Source organism: Rhizobium sp. Root491 (genome assembly GCF_001427205.1).
Classification (GTDB): Bacteria; Pseudomonadota; Alphaproteobacteria; order Rhizobiales; family Rhizobiaceae; genus Agrobacterium; species Agrobacterium tumefaciens.
The window spans coordinates 550,272-566,873 of sequence record NZ_LMFF01000001.1; the positions used below are offsets into that span (position 1 = coordinate 550,272).

At 59.6% G+C, this 16,602-nt stretch carries 18 protein-coding genes; 8 read left to right on the forward strand and 10 right to left on the reverse strand.

The features are described from left to right. Positions 1-41 precede the first annotated feature (41 nt). Positions 42-521, reverse strand: a complete 480-nt coding sequence (locus ASD46_RS02725) for a YcgN family cysteine cluster protein (RefSeq protein ID WP_019564095.1) — start codon at positions 519-521, stop codon at positions 42-44. A 255-nt stretch (positions 522-776) separates the two neighbouring features. Between ASD46_RS02725 and ASD46_RS02730 the strand changes: the two genes are divergently transcribed. Together ASD46_RS02730 and ASD46_RS02735 are read left to right on the forward strand one after the other, a co-directional pair. Further along, positions 777-2,972, forward strand: a complete 2,196-nt coding sequence (locus ASD46_RS02730) for a transglycosylase domain-containing protein (protein WP_013635720.1) — start codon at positions 777-779, stop codon at positions 2,970-2,972. 178 nt (positions 2,973-3,150) lie between these two features. Further along, positions 3,151-3,609 (forward strand): VOC family protein, encoded by a 459-nt coding sequence (locus ASD46_RS02735; protein WP_003512061.1) that lies wholly within the window; start codon positions 3,151-3,153, stop codon positions 3,607-3,609. A 6-nt stretch (positions 3,610-3,615) separates the two neighbouring features. Here ASD46_RS02735 and ASD46_RS02740 read toward each other — a convergent pair whose 3' ends face one another. Beyond that, positions 3,616-4,515 carry a LysR family transcriptional regulator ArgP gene (locus ASD46_RS02740; RefSeq protein ID WP_025592816.1) on the reverse strand — a complete coding sequence of 300 codons (900 nt, stop codon included), beginning with the start codon at positions 4,513-4,515 and terminating at the stop codon, positions 3,616-3,618. Between the two features lie 297 nt (positions 4,516-4,812). Here ASD46_RS02740 and ASD46_RS02745 point away from each other — a divergent pair, with 297 nt between their 5' ends. After that, positions 4,813-5,421, forward strand: coding sequence for a LysE/ArgO family amino acid transporter (locus ASD46_RS02745; protein WP_003512058.1), 609 nt, complete (start codon positions 4,813-4,815; stop codon positions 5,419-5,421). On the opposite strand, the gene ASD46_RS02750 is transcribed toward ASD46_RS02745, so the two are convergent. Continuing rightward, positions 5,418-6,806, reverse strand: coding sequence for a M20 family metallopeptidase (locus ASD46_RS02750; RefSeq protein WP_025592814.1), 1,389 nt, complete (start codon positions 6,804-6,806; stop codon positions 5,418-5,420). The two genes, ASD46_RS02745 and ASD46_RS02750, sit on opposite strands and share 4 nt — an antisense overlap. 108 nt (positions 6,807-6,914) lie before the next feature. Here ASD46_RS02750 and ASD46_RS02755 point away from each other — a divergent pair, with 108 nt between their 5' ends. Continuing rightward, positions 6,915-7,502 (forward strand): DUF1214 domain-containing protein, encoded by a 588-nt coding sequence (locus tag ASD46_RS02755; protein ID WP_003512054.1) that lies wholly within the window; start codon positions 6,915-6,917, stop codon positions 7,500-7,502. Next, a complete protein-coding gene (locus tag ASD46_RS02760) occupies positions 7,495-8,043 on the forward strand; it encodes a membrane protein (protein WP_025592812.1) in 549 nt (182 codons plus the stop codon). The genes ASD46_RS02755 and ASD46_RS02760 overlap by 8 nt, the downstream gene beginning before the upstream one ends. A gap of 20 nt (positions 8,044-8,063) precedes the next feature. On the opposite strand, the gene ASD46_RS02765 is transcribed toward ASD46_RS02760, so the two are convergent. Next, a complete protein-coding gene (locus tag ASD46_RS02765; protein WP_013635714.1) occupies positions 8,064-8,252 on the reverse strand; it encodes a hypothetical protein in 189 nt (62 codons plus the stop codon). A 555-nt stretch (positions 8,253-8,807) separates the two neighbouring features. On the opposite strand from ASD46_RS02765, the gene ASD46_RS02770 reads away from it, so the two are divergent. Further along, a complete protein-coding gene (locus tag ASD46_RS02770) occupies positions 8,808-9,716 on the forward strand; it encodes a DUF2336 domain-containing protein (protein ID WP_025592809.1) in 909 nt (302 codons plus the stop codon). Positions 9,717-9,773: 57 nt separating this feature from the next. Here ASD46_RS02770 and ASD46_RS02775 read toward each other — a convergent pair whose 3' ends face one another. From ASD46_RS02775 to ASD46_RS02785, 3 genes are all read right to left on the reverse strand, one after another. Beyond that, a complete protein-coding gene (locus tag ASD46_RS02775) occupies positions 9,774-10,127 on the reverse strand; it encodes a DUF1491 family protein (protein WP_025592807.1) in 354 nt (117 codons plus the stop codon). A gap of 113 nt (positions 10,128-10,240) precedes the next feature. Further along, the gene (locus ASD46_RS02780) at positions 10,241-11,164 is read right to left on the reverse strand and encodes a peptidoglycan-binding protein (protein WP_013635711.1); all 924 of its coding nucleotides are present in this window, start codon (positions 11,162-11,164) and stop codon (positions 10,241-10,243) included. Further along, positions 11,136-12,665 (reverse strand): sensor histidine kinase, encoded by a 1,530-nt coding sequence (locus ASD46_RS02785; protein WP_025592805.1) that lies wholly within the window; start codon positions 12,663-12,665, stop codon positions 11,136-11,138. The genes ASD46_RS02780 and ASD46_RS02785 overlap by 29 nt, the downstream gene beginning before the upstream one ends. 485 nt (positions 12,666-13,150) lie before the next feature. Between ASD46_RS02785 and ASD46_RS02790 the strand changes: the two genes are divergently transcribed. Then, on the forward strand, positions 13,151-13,576 hold the full coding sequence (locus ASD46_RS02790; protein WP_025592804.1) for a DUF5330 domain-containing protein: 426 nt from the start codon (positions 13,151-13,153) through the stop codon (positions 13,574-13,576). Positions 13,577-13,771: 195 nt separating this feature from the next. Then, a complete protein-coding gene (locus ASD46_RS02795; RefSeq protein WP_025592801.1) occupies positions 13,772-14,188 on the forward strand; it encodes a SufE family protein in 417 nt (138 codons plus the stop codon). A gap of 4 nt (positions 14,189-14,192) precedes the next feature. Here ASD46_RS02795 and ASD46_RS02800 read toward each other — a convergent pair whose 3' ends face one another. From ASD46_RS02800 to ros, 3 genes are all read right to left on the reverse strand, one after another. Next, positions 14,193-15,050 (reverse strand): DUF6456 domain-containing protein, encoded by an 858-nt coding sequence (locus tag ASD46_RS02800; RefSeq protein WP_025592800.1) that lies wholly within the window; start codon positions 15,048-15,050, stop codon positions 14,193-14,195. After that, complete coding sequence (locus tag ASD46_RS02805) at positions 15,043-15,465, reverse strand: helix-turn-helix domain-containing protein (protein WP_025592797.1); 423 nt, start codon at positions 15,463-15,465, stop codon at positions 15,043-15,045. The genes ASD46_RS02800 and ASD46_RS02805 overlap by 8 nt, the downstream gene beginning before the upstream one ends. Before the next feature lie 391 nt (positions 15,466-15,856). Continuing rightward, positions 15,857-16,285 carry a MucR family transcriptional regulator Ros gene (ros, locus tag ASD46_RS02810; RefSeq protein WP_003512037.1) on the reverse strand — a complete coding sequence of 143 codons (429 nt, stop codon included), beginning with the start codon at positions 16,283-16,285 and terminating at the stop codon, positions 15,857-15,859. Between the last annotated feature and the right edge of the window lie 317 nt (positions 16,286-16,602).

The following is a 16,602-nucleotide window of genomic DNA, read 5'->3' on the forward strand; positions in this document are numbered from 1 at the left end:
TGGGGCAGGAATAGGACCAACACGAAAATTGGCGACTTCCGTCAGCTATTCTCTTTTTCGCCCGCCGTCTCACCCACTGTGAGCGGCCAGTCCACCACATAATCCTCGAAATCGTCAACCTCCACGTCCAGCTCGTTGACGGTGCGGCCGCGCGCGGAAATGCCAGCCTGATGCACCGTGTTCACGTCGCCGGAGACGAGATAGTGCCACCAGTACAGATCCTTGCCATCGCGCACCAGCGCGTAGGCGCAGGTGGGCGGCAGCCAGCCGATTTCGTGCACCTTTTTCAAATCAAGCTGGATACAGTCCGGCACGGTGGCGCGGCGGTTCTCATAGTCGGAGCACCGACAGCTTTCACCGTCAAGCAGCTGACAGCGGACCGACGTGAACACCACTTCGCCGGTGTCCCAATCTTCCAGCTTGTTCAGACAGCACAGGCCGCAGCCGTCGCACAGGCTTTCCCATTCCTGGCCACTCATCTCTTCCAGTGATTTGGTTTTCCAGAACGGCGCGTCATTCATCGTTAACATTTCCGTTCCATTTTGATCTCGTGGAGGGCAAGGTTTAACCGATCCCTAATCCTTAATATCGTATCGCCAAGGGCTGGTTTGTACGATATTTTAGCATTTTGGCGAGTGGCAATGGGTCATTGACCCGCGAGAGGCCGCCGCGTCAAGCAATTCCAGCAGAACCATGTCATGGTTTTGCGTCCGGAATTGGATGAAGCGCAGAAACATCGACAATCCGCGTTGCGTTGAACAGGAAAACATCGCCAGGTGCAGGAAGAAAAAGACGATAAAAACGGTCGCAAAAAGCGGCACATCCTGCTGAGAATCGATAGCTTTATCGACTCCGGCCTGTGGACGGCTGCGGCAAGGCTGGTGGATTTCTGGGAAGACGTCACCATTGCCTCGCGCAAACTGCATGTGCGCGGCTGGAAGAAGCTTCTCGTCAACCTGACATGCGACGCGCTGACCTTCGGAACGGCCGGCTGTGTCGTTCTTCTGGCGCTTGCCATGCCCGCCTTTGAGGAGACCAAGAAGGACTGGCGTTATCGCGGTGATTTTGCCGTGACCTTCCTTGACCGTTACGGCAACACCATCGGCCATCGCGGCATCATCCATGAGGATTCCGTCCCGATCGACCAGATGCCGGATCATTTCATCAAGGCGGTTCTGGCCACCGAAGACAGGCGCTTCTTCGACCATTTCGGCATCGATTTCATCGGCCTTGCACGCGCCATGAGCGAGAATGCCCGCGCCGGCGGCGTGGTGCAGGGCGGCTCGACGCTGACGCAGCAGCTTGCCAAGAACCTGTTCCTTACCAATGAGCGCTCGCTGGAGCGCAAGATCAAGGAAGCCTTCCTCGCGCTGTGGCTCGAGGCCAACATGTCGAAGAAGGAAATCCTCAGCCTTTATCTCGACCGCGCCTATATGGGCGGCGGCACGTTCGGGGCGGCAGCGGCGGCGCAATTTTACTTCGGCAAGAACCTGACCGATGTCACGCTTGCCGAATCCGCCATCCTCGCCGGCCTGTTCAAGGCGCCGGCCAAATACGCACCGCATGTCAACCTGCCCGCCGCACGTGCGCGCGCCAACACCGTGCTTTCCAACCTGGTGCAGAGCGGGCTGATGACCGAGGGTCAGGTGATCGGCGCGCGGCGCAATCCAGCCACCGTCATCGACCGCGCCGATGTGAAGGCCCCGGATTATTTCCTCGACTGGGCGTTTGACGAGGTACAGCGGCTGGCGGCGCAGGGCAGGTTCAAGGACCATACCGTCGTCGTGCGCACCACCATCGATACCGGGCTGCAACAGGCAGCCGAGCAGGCGATGGAAATGGAGCTGCGCGAGTATGGCGAGGGCTACCGCGTCAAGCAGGGCGCGATGGTGATGATCGAAAACGGCGGCGCGTTGCGCGCCATGGTCGGCGGGCGTGACTACGGCGAAAGCCAGTTCAACCGCGCAACGGCGGCGCTGCGCCAGCCGGGATCCTCCTTCAAGGTCTATACCTACTCGGCCGCCATGGAAAAGGGCATGAAGCCGGAGACGCTGATTTCCGACGCGCCCGTGACCTGGCGCGGCTGGTCGCCGCAGAATTATGGCCGCTCCTACGCCGGCAAGGTGACGTTGCAGGTGGCGCTTGCCAAATCCTACAACACCGTGCCGGTGCGTCTCGCCAAAGACGTGCTCGGCACGCAGGTGATCGTCGACACCGCCAAGGCGATGGGCGTCGCCACGCCGCTGCGCAGCGACAAGACCATTCCGCTCGGCACATCGGAACTGACGGTTCTCGATCAGGCGACGGCCTATGCCGTGTTCCCGGCCGATGGCATGCAATCGCGCCGCCACGGCATCGAGCAGGTGCTGGATTACGAGGGCAAGGTTCTCTACGATTTCGGCCGTGACGAGGAACCCGCCAAGCGGGTGCTTTCCGAAGAGGCCAATTCGAAGATGAACCAGATGCTTGTCACCATTCCCGTGATGGGAACGGCCCGGCGCGGCGCGCTTGAAAACGGCATCGTTTCCGGCGGCAAGACCGGCACGTCGCAGGCTTACCGCGACGCCTGGTATGTGGGCTTCACCGGCAATTACACCACGGCGGTCTGGTTCGGAAACGACGATTTCACGCCGATGAACAACATGACCGGCGGCGCGCTTCCCGCCATGACCTTCAAGCGGCTTATGGACTACGCCCATCAAGGCATGGAGCTGCGCCCCATTCCCGGCATCCAGAACCCGCTGCCGACAGGCGCGCGCCCGCAGCCTTCGGCCCAGGTAGCTGCTGCATCCGCCACCGCTGCACCCGCCATGCCGGCACTCACCCGCCCACGCTCGCTCTCAGCCGAAGCAACCCGCGTCATCCGTTCCATCGCCAAGAAGATGAAGGAAGCCGCGCCTTTGACCGTCACGACGCAAAAGGTTGCGGATGCGTCATTGCGGGATGGCCCGGGGGATGCGGCCCGGCGGTGACGGCTTGGCAACCTTGGCTCATAATGAAGGCGTTTTTCCCTCCAGATTGCTGCCTGCACTCGGCTTTAGAAAAATCCACATTTGGTGCTTGACCTCAATCATGGTTGAGGTTGCACAGTCCGGTTGCAAGAAAGCGAATGCCCGAAAGGCGCAGCGCTAAGGCAATTGAGGACAGGAAATGGTGAAAGTAAAAGCATTGTTCGAGACGCATTTGACGGTTTCGAACCTGGAACGCTCGGTTGAGTTTTATCGTAATGTTGTCGGTCTGGAGCTGGCACAACGATTCCCTGAACGGAATGTGGCGTTCTTCTGGACCGGCGAACGTGGGCATTCGATGCTTGGCCTATGGTCCATCCAGTCCGCACCCATCAATATGAGACTGCACATCGCCTTCAGCGTCGATTTTGATCAGCTTCTCGCCGCACCGGACTATCTACGCCGGAACGGCGTAACGCCGCTCGGTTTTGACGGCGAAAACGAGATCGACGAGCCCGTCGTCTTTCCATGGATGCCGGCAGCCAGCGTCTATTTCAAGGATCCCGACGGCCACTCGCTGGAATATATCGCGTTTCTTGGCGGCGAAGCAAAACCGCAGATTCCGCGCGTGTTGAACTGGAGCGAATGGCAGACTATTTGATCTGCCTCAGGAAAGAAGCGCCGCCCGTGCTGTTTCCACCACATGGGCGGTGAGCGTGCCGAGGCGTTCAGCGGCGAGCCGATTGACCTGCCAGTAAAGCGGGATATCGAGCGGCGTGCCGGGAACGACTTCCACAAGCCGCCCCGCCTGAAGGTGCTCTCCCACCAGCTGCACCGGGTTAAGGCCCCAGCCCATGCCGGCAAGACTTGCCTTCACGAAACCGTCGGTCGAGGGCAGCCAGTGGGTGGGATAGGATATATCCTCACCCAGCGCTTTTTTGATCCAGCTGGCCTGCAGCCTGTCCTTCTGGTTAAAGGTGAGCCCCGGCGCGCGGGCAAGCGTGGCGGGCGTGACGCCATCGGAGAAATAGCGCGCCATGAAAGCCGGGCTGGCGGTTGCGTGATATCTGAGCACACCGAGAGCCAAGACCCGGCAGCCCTGCACAGGCTTGGCATGGGCGGTGACGGCGGCGAGCACCCTGCCGCCGCGCAGCCATTCCACCGTATGGTCCTGATCGTCCACCGCAATGTTGACGAGATAGTCGCTGCCACCGGTGAATTTCGAAACCGCGTCGAGAAACCATGTGCCGAGACTATCGGCATTGGTGGCAATGTTGAGTGTGACACGCTCTGCCGCCGCGCCCGCTTCCGAAAGAACCGGAAGCTGCCGGAACAGTTCGGTTTCCAGCATGCCGACATGGTCCATGTGCCGGCAGAGCCACTCGCCCTTTTCCGTCGCCACGCAAGGATTACCGCGCACTATCAGCACCACGCCGAGGCGCTCCTCCAGCTGCTTGATACGCTGGGAAACGGCCGAGGGCGTGACACACAGCACCTGTGCCGCCTTCTCAAAGCTGCCAGTCTGGGCCACGAGCGCCACGGCGCGCATGGAAGGATAGTCCAGCATCACAGGCCTCCTTGTAAAGATTGATATGGGCGTGGTTGGCGGGAAGCGTCCGGGCAGTAGCAGTAGCACTCTCCTCTTCCCTCATTCCTGTCCTTGTCACAGGAATGAGGGAAGAGGCGAGGTGCCCGCACATGAAATCGCCCTGTCGCATAGTTTTTGCCCGTCATTAGTTTTACTTACTTGAACTGAGTTTGTTTAATTTGATTAAACCATGTGAGGGAAATATCAAAGCACTCGGTCTGGAAGCGGTGGCATCATCCATCCGCACAGGCAGAGACAAAAGGCAGCAGCCAGCACATGGACATTCAGATCTTCTTCACCGGCCTGACGATGGGTCTCAGCCTCATCGTTGCCATTGGCGCGCAGAATGCTTTCGTTCTGAAGCAGGGGCTGGCGCGCTCCCATGTCTTTGCCGTCTGTGCCACCTGCGCAATTTCTGATGCGCTGCTGATCACCGTCGGCGTCTTCGGTTTTCAGCGGATAAGCGCCGTCATGCCGGCGCTCGATCCCATCATGCGGTATGCCGGTGCGGCGTTTCTCATCTGGTATGGCGCGAAAAGCCTACATTCGGCCCTCCGTTCGTCGGAGGTGCTTTCGGTGGCGGAAAGGCGGGAGGCGAGCCTGTGGCAGACGCTTGCCATTTGCCTGGCGCTGACCTTTCTCAACCCACATGTCTATCTCGATACCGTCGTGTTGCTCGGCACCATCTCCACGCAATTTCCCGGCTTTGAAAAAACCTTCGCGGCGGGTGCCGCCACCGGCTCCCTGCTGTTCTTCTTTTCGCTGGGTTACGGCGCGCGCTGGCTGCGCCCGATCTTCGAAAAGCCGTCCGCCTGGCGCATCCTCGAAGGGGTTATCGCCTTCACCATGTGGGCCATCGCCTTCAAGCTGGTCATGGGCGCTTAAAGCGGAGGGGTATCTCCCTCTCCAAGGTCCCAGTAAAGCCCGGCCATGATGGCAAGCGCCTCGCGGGCAATCTCCTTCGGCAGATGTTCGTTCGGCGCATGCTGCGAGCAGCCGGGATAAGAATGCGGCACCCAGATGGTGCGCAGTTTCAGTATATCGGCAAAGATATCGTTGGGCAGCGAGCCACCCAGATTGGGAAGAAGTGCCGGTTTCTTGCCCGTCGTGCGGGCCATGGAACTCAGCGTGAAGCCGACCCATGGGTCCTGCGGATCAAGCCGCGTGGCGCGGAAAATCTCGTCGCCGGCGGGTACGATCCGAACCATGCTGAACCCCTGCCGGTCGAGATGGCGGCGGATGGCGGGCAGCACCGCTTCCGGATCGATGCCGACAACGAAGCGTAATTGCAGCCGCGCCCATGCCCGTGGCGGAATGGCATTGACGGGCGCTCGCGGATTGCCGGTCTCGAAGGCCAGCACCTCCAGCGCGCACCAGCCGAACACACGTTCGGCGGTGGAAAGGCCGGGCTCGCCCCAGTCAGGATCGATTTTCGGACCATCCGGGCCGCCATCGATCTCGCAATCGGCAAGCGCGTCACGCACGGCCTGCGGCAGCTCTTCGGGCACCAGTTCGGGCACGCGGATCTGCCCGGATGGGCCAACGAGGCTTGCCATGGCATGCGCCAGCTGGACGCCGGGATTGGACAGCGCCCCGCCCCAATTGCCGGAATGATGGCCGCCTTCCCGCGCCTCGATCACCAGATCGAAGGTAATGCCGCCGCGCGCACCGAGAAAAACGGTCGGCCGCTCCGCATTCAGGCGCGGGCCGTCGGAGGCGATCAGAAGATCGGCTTTCAGCCGCTCGCTATAGTCCCGGCAAACTTCCCTCAAGCCGGGAGAACCCCTCTCCTCGCCCATCTCGATCAGATATTTGGCGTTGAACCCAAGTCTTCCACGCGTCTCCAGCACCGCTTTCAGCGCCGCCATGTTGACCGAATGCTGCCCCTTGTTGTCGGCGGTGCCGCGCCCGTACCACCTGCCATTGCGCTCGGACATCACGAAAGGCGAAAGGCCTTCTGCCCAGCCGTCATCAAGACCACGCACCACATCGCCGTGGCCATAACCCAGCACGGTCGGCAGATTTTCACCCTCGAAACGTTCGGCGATCAGAAACGGCAAATCCGCCGCCGGGTCGCGCAGGATCGTGCAGGAAAACCCCATGGCGGTGAAAGCGGGCTGCATTTCGCGCTCCAGATAGAGCGCCAGCTCGGCACCGCGCGCCTTATCCTGGCTTTCGGTGCGCAGCGAAACGCGCCGCGCCAAGTCCTGCTCGAACCTGCCATCGTCGAAAAAGCGGGTGGCGTGGTCGATGGCGGCTTGTCGCGACATGGTGGAATCCCTCTTCTGGTCATTTCCATCAAGACTAAACAAGGCGTACCATTTTCCAAACAGGGAATCAGTGATAGTCCTCGACCTGTTCAAAAACGGGAAAACAGCGTGTTTCGAGTTCCATTCCTTGTCGGCATCGCCCTATTGATCGCCTTTGGCGGCGGCATTGCCGCGACGCTGGCAGCACTTGAGGCGACATCCGGCTTCGGCTCGATCCGCATCGGCTCATGGGATGCCTTTCCGGAAGCGCAGACGATCGAGGCCGATCCCTACGCCAAGTCGCACCGCGCCGATGCCGGCAAGCTGCTTTATGGAACGGCCGAGGGGCTGGCCTTCACCGCCTCCGTCGACAGCGACGGCCAGCGTCTGACCGGCGAATGCCGTTACCAGCTGGCGGGCGCCGTGCCGCCCTCACGGTTCTGGACGCTCTATACCGCAGACCAGCAGGGCAATGTTCTGGCGGAAGATGCCGGACGACCCTTTGCGCTCAATTCGCGCACGCTGTTGCGCAGCGCCGATGGCGGCATCGACATCACCATTGCACCCGATGCCCAGACCTATAACTGGCTGGCTGTGCCGCAGGGGCAGACATTCAAGCTGGTCATGACGCTGCTCGACACGCCGGTTGCCGGCAGTTCCGGCCTTATCGACATCGCCATGCCGCAAATCCGCAAGCTGGGGTGTGGCAATGCTTAGGACCCTGCTCGCCATCCTCACCGGCCTTGTCGCCGCCGCCGTGCTGCATGTCGTCATTCTTCTGGCGATACCGCATTTCAGCAATCGCGACGCCTATACCCGCGCCTTGGCGGAAGGTAAGCCGCATCAGTTTCATCTTCTCGAAGAAACGACGGAGAAAAAGATACTGGGAAGCGGCGATCCCTTCATGCGGGTTGCCGTCTGCACCTTCAATATCGAGGAAAAGCCCGTCAGGCTGACGGCCATCGGCGCGGTGCCCTTCTGGTCGGTCGCGGTTTACGACAAGGCGTCGAACGAGGTGTTCAGCATGAACGACCGCACGTCCGCAGGCGGGGTGATGGATATTCTGGTGGCGGATTCTGTGCAGATCGCGGCCATTCGCAAGGCGCAGCCGCCATCGCTCTCACAGGCCATTCTGGCGGAATCGGATCAGACGGAAGGGTATGTGGTGTTGCGGACCATGGTGCCGCAGCCGAGCTTCGGGGAAGAAGCGGAACGGTTCCTGAACGAGGCGAAATGTCAGCCGACACCGTGGAAATAGCGCCGGTCAACCAAGCGTAATCAGGATTTGAAGGCGGTTTCCGGTGCGGGCTTGCGCTTGCGCGCATCCTTGCCAGCCGGTTCCGTATCGCGTTTTTCATAACGCACGCCGGTAAACAGCACGACCTTTGCCGGGCCCATAACCTTGCCGGACATTCCGGCCGGGCGCAGGCTTCGTCGGGCTTCGGCGATTGGAATAATAACTGCCATGCTCGTCTCCTCTTCGGGAGTCAATGTTGCCCATGGGAACCGCGCAAGCCTCGTCTTGCGTCGGGAATTTCATCACCATCACATTGCGCATAATCCAGCCCACAGACTGGTTTTCGCACGACCCAAAAATCGATGGCGATTTTGCAAGGTGTCGTGCGCATATCAAGGCTTCGGCATGCCATTTTCGAAATTATTCTATCAATCAGAATAACATGGAATCCTAATACTGCCCATGAAATTAGAAACAGACAGAGGTTAATGATCCGTTAACCCTAATCGCCGGGCGCCAACTTATCCTTCATAAAGCTGCACCCGTTGAAAACAAAGGCGAGACGGCAAGGTTCCATGACGTTTTGTCCGTCACGAAGGTTTTAAAATTTCCTTGTTGATAAACGCACAATAACGCTTGCCACCCCCCATAGTTAACAGGGTGTCAACGGATTTGCTCTAATTTGAACCGATATTGTGTTTGCGTTTTTGTTGGGTAGTGCGTTGACCGACCGGTTTCGAGAACTTGAGAGGCCAAGAGCCGTGAGGAAGAAAGATGTGGTGCTAATGGCCACTGTCACGAATTTTGAGACTGTTCCCCATCCGTCAAAAACGGACCTTCGGCAGTTTGCCGAGCTTTTCATGCCGCTTTTCAACGCTTCCACCGAAGAGGCCAAGCGGGAAGCCATTGCAGCGCTTTCCCAGCATCCAAACGTGCCTTCGGCGGTTGCCTTCTTCATCGCCTGCCAGCCGATTTCCATTGCCGCCCCCTTCCTGATTTCGTCGAAGTGCCTCGATGACGACACGCTGATCACCATTGCCCGCACGCAAGGGGCCGCCCATGCGCGCGCCATCGTGCGGCGCGAGGACCTGTCGCCGACCGTCATCGACGCGCTTGTCGGCCTGCGGCACATGGAAGACCTGAAGCGACCCGATGACGCGACGCCTCCCGCCATGCCGGAGCCCGCCAGCGCGCAGCCGGCAGACGCCCAGATCAAATCCACCGCCGTGGAAGAGGAAATGCGCCAGCGCATCAAACGGATGGCGCATCAGCTCAGCCGCCCGGAAAGCGACGTTCTTGGCCTGCGCCGCCTGAGTGACGTGCAGGAAGCGCTGCTCGTGCGGTTCGCGCGCGAGCGTGATGCGCGGCAGTTTGCGGTGACGCTGGCGGATTCGCTGTCGTCCAGCTACTGGCTGTCGGAGCGCATCATGCTCGACATATCAGGCACGCAGCTCGCCACCACCCTCATCGGGCTCGGCATGGAATTTTCCGAAGCCGCCTTCATATTGCAATGCTTCTATCCACATCTTGCCGCCGCCGAAGGCGACATGAGCCGCGCCGAGGCCATGCTCGACCGCCTCGAAATCATTGAATGCGAAGAGCGGGTGGAAAGCTGGCGGCGCGCCGACAGCTACACCCACGGCCGCGAACGACCGAACCACAGCGCACCTGTCATTCACAGAACGGGGACGTGAGGGTTAAGGCGGCCCCCCTCGCCCGGAGCAATTCCGGGTGCAAAGCTGCTGCACGCTTTAAATCTTCGGTTGGTCCACCAGCGTCAGGAGAGTGCCGATCTCGTCCGTTTCGATCTCGACGACCCACAGATCGCTGTCGAAGCGCCGCTCCCTTTCGAGAAGAGCAGCACTTTCCTCCCCCTCCACACCTGCAAGACGCGTCTCGAAACGGCGTTCGGCCCGGACTTCCTCGTCCTCGGCAAAACTCTGTGGCGCGGGTCCATACAGGTTTTCGCGGCCATCACGAAGGCGCTGGCGGATGAAGATCGCGCCGGCCTCTTCCGCACCCTTCTTTTCGACAGCGGCAAAGCCACCAGTGGAAAACACGCGGCGGATAAGGGCTGATACGAAGATTTCGGATTTGAGGCGCATTGGGGGTGCTTTCGATGGAGGCGGCAGGCCGCTGCCTGTCCGTGTTGTTATGCTCTCTTCTTTCCTCGTTCCTGCGCTCGTCACAGGAATGGGGAGAGTTGAGACCCAGTCCCCTAAAGCGCCCCGATCGATTTCAGCTTCTTCAGCACGGCTTCGCTCGGTTCACCGGTCTCCGGCAGGCGGTAGTGTTTTTCGAAATGGCGGATGGCGTTGCGGGTCTGCTCGCCGGCCACACCGTCCACCTTCACATCGGCATAGGCGATATTGATCAGTCCCTGCTGGATCTTTGCAATCAGATCGCGGCTCACCGGCTTTGAAGCGGCGGCAGCGCTGTTCAAGGAGACCGGTTCGGCCTTGGGACGAGGCGCTTCAGCCTTGCGGATTGCGGCCGCGACCGGGTCGATCTCAACGCCGCCGCCGGTGTTGGCGTCGGAAGGCCGATCCTTCGGGATTGCGGCGACGGTTGCGCCGTCGATCCTGAGCGCCGCCAGCACCCGTGTCGTCGGTTCGCCGGTCTGTTCCATGCCAAGCGTTTCTTCGAAGAACATGATGGCAGCAGCCGTGCGCGGTCCCATCTTGCCGTCCGCCTCGCCTTCGTAAAGCCCGCGTTTTTTAAGTTCGGCCTGAATATCGGCAACGATCTGCTGCGGCTTCTGGTTTTCCGCCGCAACCGATGTCGCGGGCGTCGCCGTTGCGGCCGCCGGTTGCTGTGCGGTTTCGGTTTCGCTGGGGCGTTCTATGCGGAAGGTCGTGACATGACCCTGCGTGCCGAGCGGCTCCGCCGCGCGATAACCGGCAATGCCGTTCGGGTTTGCCGCATCGCGGGTACGCAGGAAAGGAGACGGGTGAACGCCCGGCTGGTACCAGAGCGCGTTGGCGGCGACAAAACCGAAGACGACCACGAAGGCGCCTGAGCCGCCCACCAGTTTGGGACGGCGCAGGAGTTCGCGCCCGATGGCCGAAACCACCAAGGAAACAATCCCGGCGCCAATCTGGGCCGTTGTTTTCTTAGGCGATTTTCGCTTTCGCGGGGCCATCGTCACCATCCTTCTTCATAATCGCGGCCATTTCGCCGAGCCGTTTGATGCGCGGCGGAAACTCCACCATGCATTCGGTTTCAGCGTTTTCGCCACCCGCCATGCCGGAACCGTCGGCAGGCAACATGATCGTTACGACCGTCCCCGCGCCGGGCTGGCTGGTGATGGCGAAAGTGCCGCCATGCAGTGCTACCAGACCCTTGACCAGGGACAATCCCAGACCCGTGCCCTCATAGCGACGGGTATATTCATTCTGGACCTGCATGAAAGGCTGGCCCAGGAGTTCAATCTTGTCGGATGCGATGCCGATGCCGGTATCGCTGACCGTCAGTTTCAGCATCCTGCCTTCACGCGCCGCATCGATCGACACCACACCGCCGGCATCGGTGAACTTGATGGCGTTACCAGCCAGATTGATGAGAACCTGGCGGATGGCGCGCTGGTCGGCGGAGATTTCGCCGATACCGCGCTGGATGCGGCTGGTCAATGTCAGACCTTTTTCCTTCGCCTGCAAGCCGAGCATGGCCTCGCAGGACGAGATGGTTTCGCCGATCGGGAAGCTTTCCATCATCAGCTCGTAACGGCCCGCTTCCAGCTTGCTCATATCCAGCATGGTGTTGACCACCGACAGGAGATGCGCGCCGGACTGGCGGATCAAGCCGACATATTCCCGCTGGCGGTCGTTTTCCAGCCGGCCGAAATATTCGCCCGCCAGAATGTCGGAAAAGCCGAGGACGGCGTTGAGCGGGGTGCGCAGCTCGTGGCTGACGGCAGCGAGGAACCGCGACTTGGCGTCGTTGGCCGATTCCGCCTCCGCCGCCTTGCGGGCGACATCGCGGCGCAGAAGCTCCATCTCGGTAACGTCGGAGAGCTGGGCGACGACGCGGCGCAGCCTGCCGGCCGCATTGCGGATCGCCGTCATTTCCATACGCGCGTGAATGAACTGCGCCTGGCGCGATTTCGCGCCGGTTTCGAACCGCAGCTCCACGCTGGACTTTTCCTCGCCCTGCCGCAGAAGGTCGAAAGCCTGCATCAGCTCGATGCGATCAGAAACATAGACATATTCGGCAAAGACATGGCCCTTGCAGGCCTGAAGATCGGATGGAAACGTTTCAAGGTCGCGGCCGGAGACGCGCTCGACGAGGCCGTTTTCATTGATGGTGAGTACGAGGCCGGGCACCTGCGATGCCGCAACGAGGTCATCGTCGCCGGCTTGAGCGGACAGGGACGCTGCGCCACGGGCAGGACGCGAAAAGGCGATCAACAGGGCGGCTGCGGCCAGATAGAGCGCCAGCACCAGAGCGGCGCCGATGGGCAGCGCGATGGCGGGGCTGAAGACGAGGCTGAACAGGGCGGGAACGACCAGAAAGCCGACGGCGCTGAAGGCAAACAGGCGGCGCAGGCGCGCAACGGTGCCGGCGCGCCTTTCGGCGTCCTCCTCCATACGCGCAAGCCATCTGCCTGCGGCATGGTCGACCAATGCGACCGCTTTTTTTCTCATATTACGCAATACCAAACCTGAATCCCTGAGACGGATCTAACGGCTCCGACAATAGAAGCCCGCGGCTTAAGGAATGGATAAAAAGAACGGCACCAAACAGCCGCGAAATGCGCCGCAGTCCCATTACGGAGCATTTCAACCAAGCTTTGCCAATCATGGTTAATGACGGGTAAGCGACGGATTTCGCTTTATTTTTGCCATCGCGTTAACCTTTGTGGCAGCACGGGTGACCACTTTTGCCCGGAACAGACGGCATCTGTCGCAATTATGCTTAACATGGACTGTTAAAATGCGACGGAATTGCTGGAGCCGGTCCCGATGCGAGGAGAATAGATACAATTTGAATTAAATTGCGCGGCTTTTTGCAATTGGCTGTTCGCCGGTCGCCTGTAGCTTCTCTCCAAGCCCGAAAAACGGGACAAAGGCCGATGACCCAAAAAGGGCGGGGCTTCAAAACAAAGATCATCTGGCAGGGTAGTCTGACAATGTGGTTTCTGATCAAAGGAACATTCTGGTTTTCGCTGGTGCTGGTCGCGCTGTCCTATTTCGGTAGCAGCAACGATCCGACCAAGGAACCTTCGGCATTCGATATTCCCAGCGCCGTTTCGGCAGCCGGTGAGGCCTATCGTTATGTCAGCGCCATCTGCATCGAAAAACCCGACGTCTGCGTCAAGGGCGCCGAAACCTTCCACGCGCTCGGTGAACGGGCAAAGGAAGGCGCCAAGGTCGCCTATGAATTGCTCGACGCGCAGCTTGCATCCGGTGATAAAACGGCACCCGCAGCCGAACTCGCCAGCGAGAGCGAAAAACTGGCCGCAGCACCGGCGATCAGCGTCGAATTCCCTGGGAATGCCGACATGCTGAAGACCGGCACCATCATTCCCCTGCCGCAGAAGCGCCCCACCCCCTGATATTTTGCGCCGCCGCCTAACGCCGCGCCGCCCCTTCTCTGCAGCCGGATATGTCCGCCTGCGTGACTGCCTGCCAAACTTGCCCACGGAAACCTGTTTCCGTGGGCTTTTTCATGGTCCGCATGGTTCAAAACCGTTCGCACTTGCCCTATATCGTAGCAAAGCATGGCAATAACGAACGGTACGGCGCGCAACATGGCCTCTCTCGATACGATCCTTGACGATTTCGCCTTCCTCGACGACTGGGAGGATCGCTATCGTTACGTCATCGAACTCGGCAAGGCGCTTCCCGACCTTGCGGAAGACAAGCGCACGCCTGAGAACAAGGTGCAGGGCTGCGCAAGCCAGGTCTGGCTCGTCAGCCACAGCGATGGTGCTGAAGATCCTCTCATGACCTTCGAGGGCGATTCCGATGCGCATATCGTGCGCGGCCTCGTCGCCATCGTTCTTGCCGTCTATTCCGGTAAAAAAGCTTCCGAAATCGCCGGTCTGGACGCCATTGAGGTGTTCGACAAGATCGGGCTGGTGGAACATTTGTCCTCGCAGCGCGCCAATGGCCTGCGTTCCATGGTCAAACGTATCCGCGAGGAAGCGAGACTTCTGACCGCCTGAGCCTTCATTCTGTTGCCATCGTTGGCGCCATCGGCGGGCGATAATCTTCGTCGCCCCAATGGTGGCTTGTCCTTCTGCTGCGTTGCGCTTGCGGCGCATAATGCCGGGCAAGCGATAGCAGAGCGGCCCGCAGCAGCAGTTTTGCCGAACGCGCCGGCCATTGCCGCTCGCGCTCCACGGCCTCCAGCCCCTTTTCAAAGCAGCAGATATCGATGGCGACACCTGAAAGTTCAGGCCCCATAGCATCGGCTGCACGGGAAAACCGCGTCCGGGCGGAAATCGCCGCTTCGGTAAAATCGAGCTTGCCACCCGCCTCCCCCTTCGTGCGGCTTGCAATTTTCGGCTCCCATGTTGCCGTCACCTTCGGGTTCAATTGCGCGCGGTGAAAATCGGCGGCGAGGCGTTCGCCCGCCTGCAAGGCGTCGCTGGGGAAGAATGCCGTGCCATCCTTTTCCTTCAGCCGTAAAAGGCCTGTCAGTGGCGAGCTATCGAGGTTGCGCCGGGCCGGCTGCCTGTCCTTGCCGACATCCAGAACCACCGTCTGCAAATCCCAGTGCTGTTCCTGAAAAATCTCATCGCGATCCCTGGCTATAGCGCGCTTCAAATAGGAGGCGAGCGGCGGCGCGGCGGAGAGTGTGTTTTCGCGTCTCTCGATCAGCCCCGAAGAGAGGGCTAGCTGCACCGTAGCGGCCGGAAACCGCAACGCCAGACGCCCTGTCCTGCCGTTCCCGGCCTCCGGTCGCTGCAATACCATATCGCCGCGATCCTCCGATATCTCAGCCGTGCCCGCAGCAATGCAGCGCAGGAGCCGCAACAGGACAGGATCGGGAAGTATCGATGGAGCGTTTTTTGTCTCACTCATCCCGAACACCTTTCATCACGTTGAAAATGCTGCCGGAAAGCCGCTCCAGTGTGGCGACGAACTCGTCAAAGGCGGGTTCGTCGCGACGATCCTCAACCACCTGGCAGGCATGGCCGACTGTCGTTCTGTCCCTGCCGAAACAGGGGCCGATATCTGACATGGGAATACCGAGCTGCACATGGCACACATACATGGCGATCTGGCGGATATGGCATTCGGTGCGCCGCCTGTCCCGGCGCGCAGCCACACGATCGCCGGTTAATTTCACCATTTCCCCGGCCAGTTGCCGGACCAGCCGGCAAATCCGGGAAATCTCCTCCCGCCCGGCAGCAGGCGGAAAACGGCGGAAATTGCTATCGGCAACCTGCACACAGGGCCGAAAGGGGGCAGGCAAAGACGATATGTCCGAAGGCATATGCAACTCCTTTACGAATAGGAATTAATTCATACACCTGAGGATGGACGCGGGGAAGGGCAAATTTGGCGTCGAAAAACATGCGATTGATTTCGCTTTGTTTTTGAATAAAGGTGACGCCTCGACAAGGATTTTTTTCCTCTGTCGAAATTGCGCGCGGCAATAAAAAAGCCGGTCTAAGGACCAGCTGGACATAACACTATGGTGCAAGTTGTGTATGGAGCGGGCATGCGCGCCCTGCCGCCATCTCCTGCTAAGGGAAAAGGTCACGGCGGCGAGTTAAGGGGCAAGGCCAGCAATATGCTGCCAAGGTCCCCTTTATCCGGCGCTTCGGGCCATCTTTCCCCGGACGGGGAGAAAATACAGCCGCGACACAATCCGTCTTAGAAAATCAACGGTTCGCCTTGCGGCGCTGACCGAGACCCATTTCCTTGGCGAGCCGCGAACGGGCTTCGGCATAGGCGGGAGCAACCATCGGATAATCGACCGGCAGATCCCATTTTTCGCGATATTCTTCCGGCGTCATGCTGTGATGCGTCGTCAGGTGGCGTTTGAGCGACTTGAACGAGCCACCACATTCCAAACAGACGATATGATCGTCCTGAACCGACTTGCGAACCGACACAGCAGGCTTCTGCTTTTCAACATTGACCGCCACCGATGCCGGTGCCGATGTTCCGCTGAGTGCCGTATGAACATCCGAAATAAGGCCGGGAAGCTCAGTTACCGGAACGACGTGGTTGCTAACATAGGCAGCCACAATATCCGCCGTCAGTTCGACCAGCAGATCCTGGGCGTTACCGTATGCAGTTTCCGTCATTTAAGTATCTCCTGTTATTTATCTCCAGACACGGATGAACGCCGCATCGAGCGATGTGAAGTTACCCGGTGCCCCTCCTTCGCCCTGTTGAAACCAACGTGAAATCTACCCCTAGATTTCAAGCGAAACCGGAAACGAATTGATCCGAGATTCAACTTGTAGCCCGCGACATGGCCAACAAAGGTCTGATCAACCATAGATTAGACATTAATAAAATGCCTATGCCGACCATGAAGAGGCTAGATGCAAATCGCAATAAGCAATTTTACACTTAATTTGGATAGCATCAAAACAGCAAAAGTCAAATTCCTATTATG

Bases quoted from the DNA above. Each gene is read 5' to 3' on its own strand.
- ASD46_RS02725 (WP_019564095.1), bottom strand. From the start codon at position 521: ATGAATGACGCGCCGTTCTGGAAAACCAAATCACTGGAAGAGATGAGT.
- ASD46_RS02735 (WP_003512061.1), top strand. From the start codon at position 3,151: ATGGTGAAAGTAAAAGCATTGTTCGAGACGCATTTGACGGTTTCGAAC.
- ASD46_RS02740 (WP_025592816.1), bottom strand. From the start codon at position 4,515: ATGCTGGACTATCCTTCCATGCGCGCCGTGGCGCTCGTGGCCCAGACT.
- ASD46_RS02745 (WP_003512058.1), top strand. From the start codon at position 4,813: ATGGACATTCAGATCTTCTTCACCGGCCTGACGATGGGTCTCAGCCTC.
- ASD46_RS02750 (WP_025592814.1), bottom strand. From the start codon at position 6,806: ATGTCGCGACAAGCCGCCATCGACCACGCCACCCGCTTTTTCGACGAT.
- ASD46_RS02760 (WP_025592812.1), top strand. From the start codon at position 7,495: ATGCTTAGGACCCTGCTCGCCATCCTCACCGGCCTTGTCGCCGCCGCC.
- ASD46_RS02765 (WP_013635714.1), bottom strand. From the start codon at position 8,252: ATGGCAGTTATTATTCCAATCGCCGAAGCCCGACGAAGCCTGCGCCCG.
- ASD46_RS02770 (WP_025592809.1), top strand. From the start codon at position 8,808: ATGGCCACTGTCACGAATTTTGAGACTGTTCCCCATCCGTCAAAAACG.
- ASD46_RS02775 (WP_025592807.1), bottom strand. From the start codon at position 10,127: ATGCGCCTCAAATCCGAAATCTTCGTATCAGCCCTTATCCGCCGCGTG.
- ASD46_RS02780 (WP_013635711.1), bottom strand. From the start codon at position 11,164: ATGGCCCCGCGAAAGCGAAAATCGCCTAAGAAAACAACGGCCCAGATT.
- ASD46_RS02785 (WP_025592805.1), bottom strand. From the start codon at position 12,665: ATGAGAAAAAAAGCGGTCGCATTGGTCGACCATGCCGCAGGCAGATGG.
- ASD46_RS02790 (WP_025592804.1), top strand. From the start codon at position 13,151: ATGTGGTTTCTGATCAAAGGAACATTCTGGTTTTCGCTGGTGCTGGTC.
- ASD46_RS02795 (WP_025592801.1), top strand. From the start codon at position 13,772: ATGGCCTCTCTCGATACGATCCTTGACGATTTCGCCTTCCTCGACGAC.
- ASD46_RS02800 (WP_025592800.1), bottom strand. From the start codon at position 15,050: ATGAGTGAGACAAAAAACGCTCCATCGATACTTCCCGATCCTGTCCTG.
- ASD46_RS02805 (WP_025592797.1), bottom strand. From the start codon at position 15,465: ATGCCTTCGGACATATCGTCTTTGCCTGCCCCCTTTCGGCCCTGTGTG.
- ros (WP_003512037.1), bottom strand. From the start codon at position 16,285: ATGACGGAAACTGCATACGGTAACGCCCAGGATCTGCTGGTCGAACTG.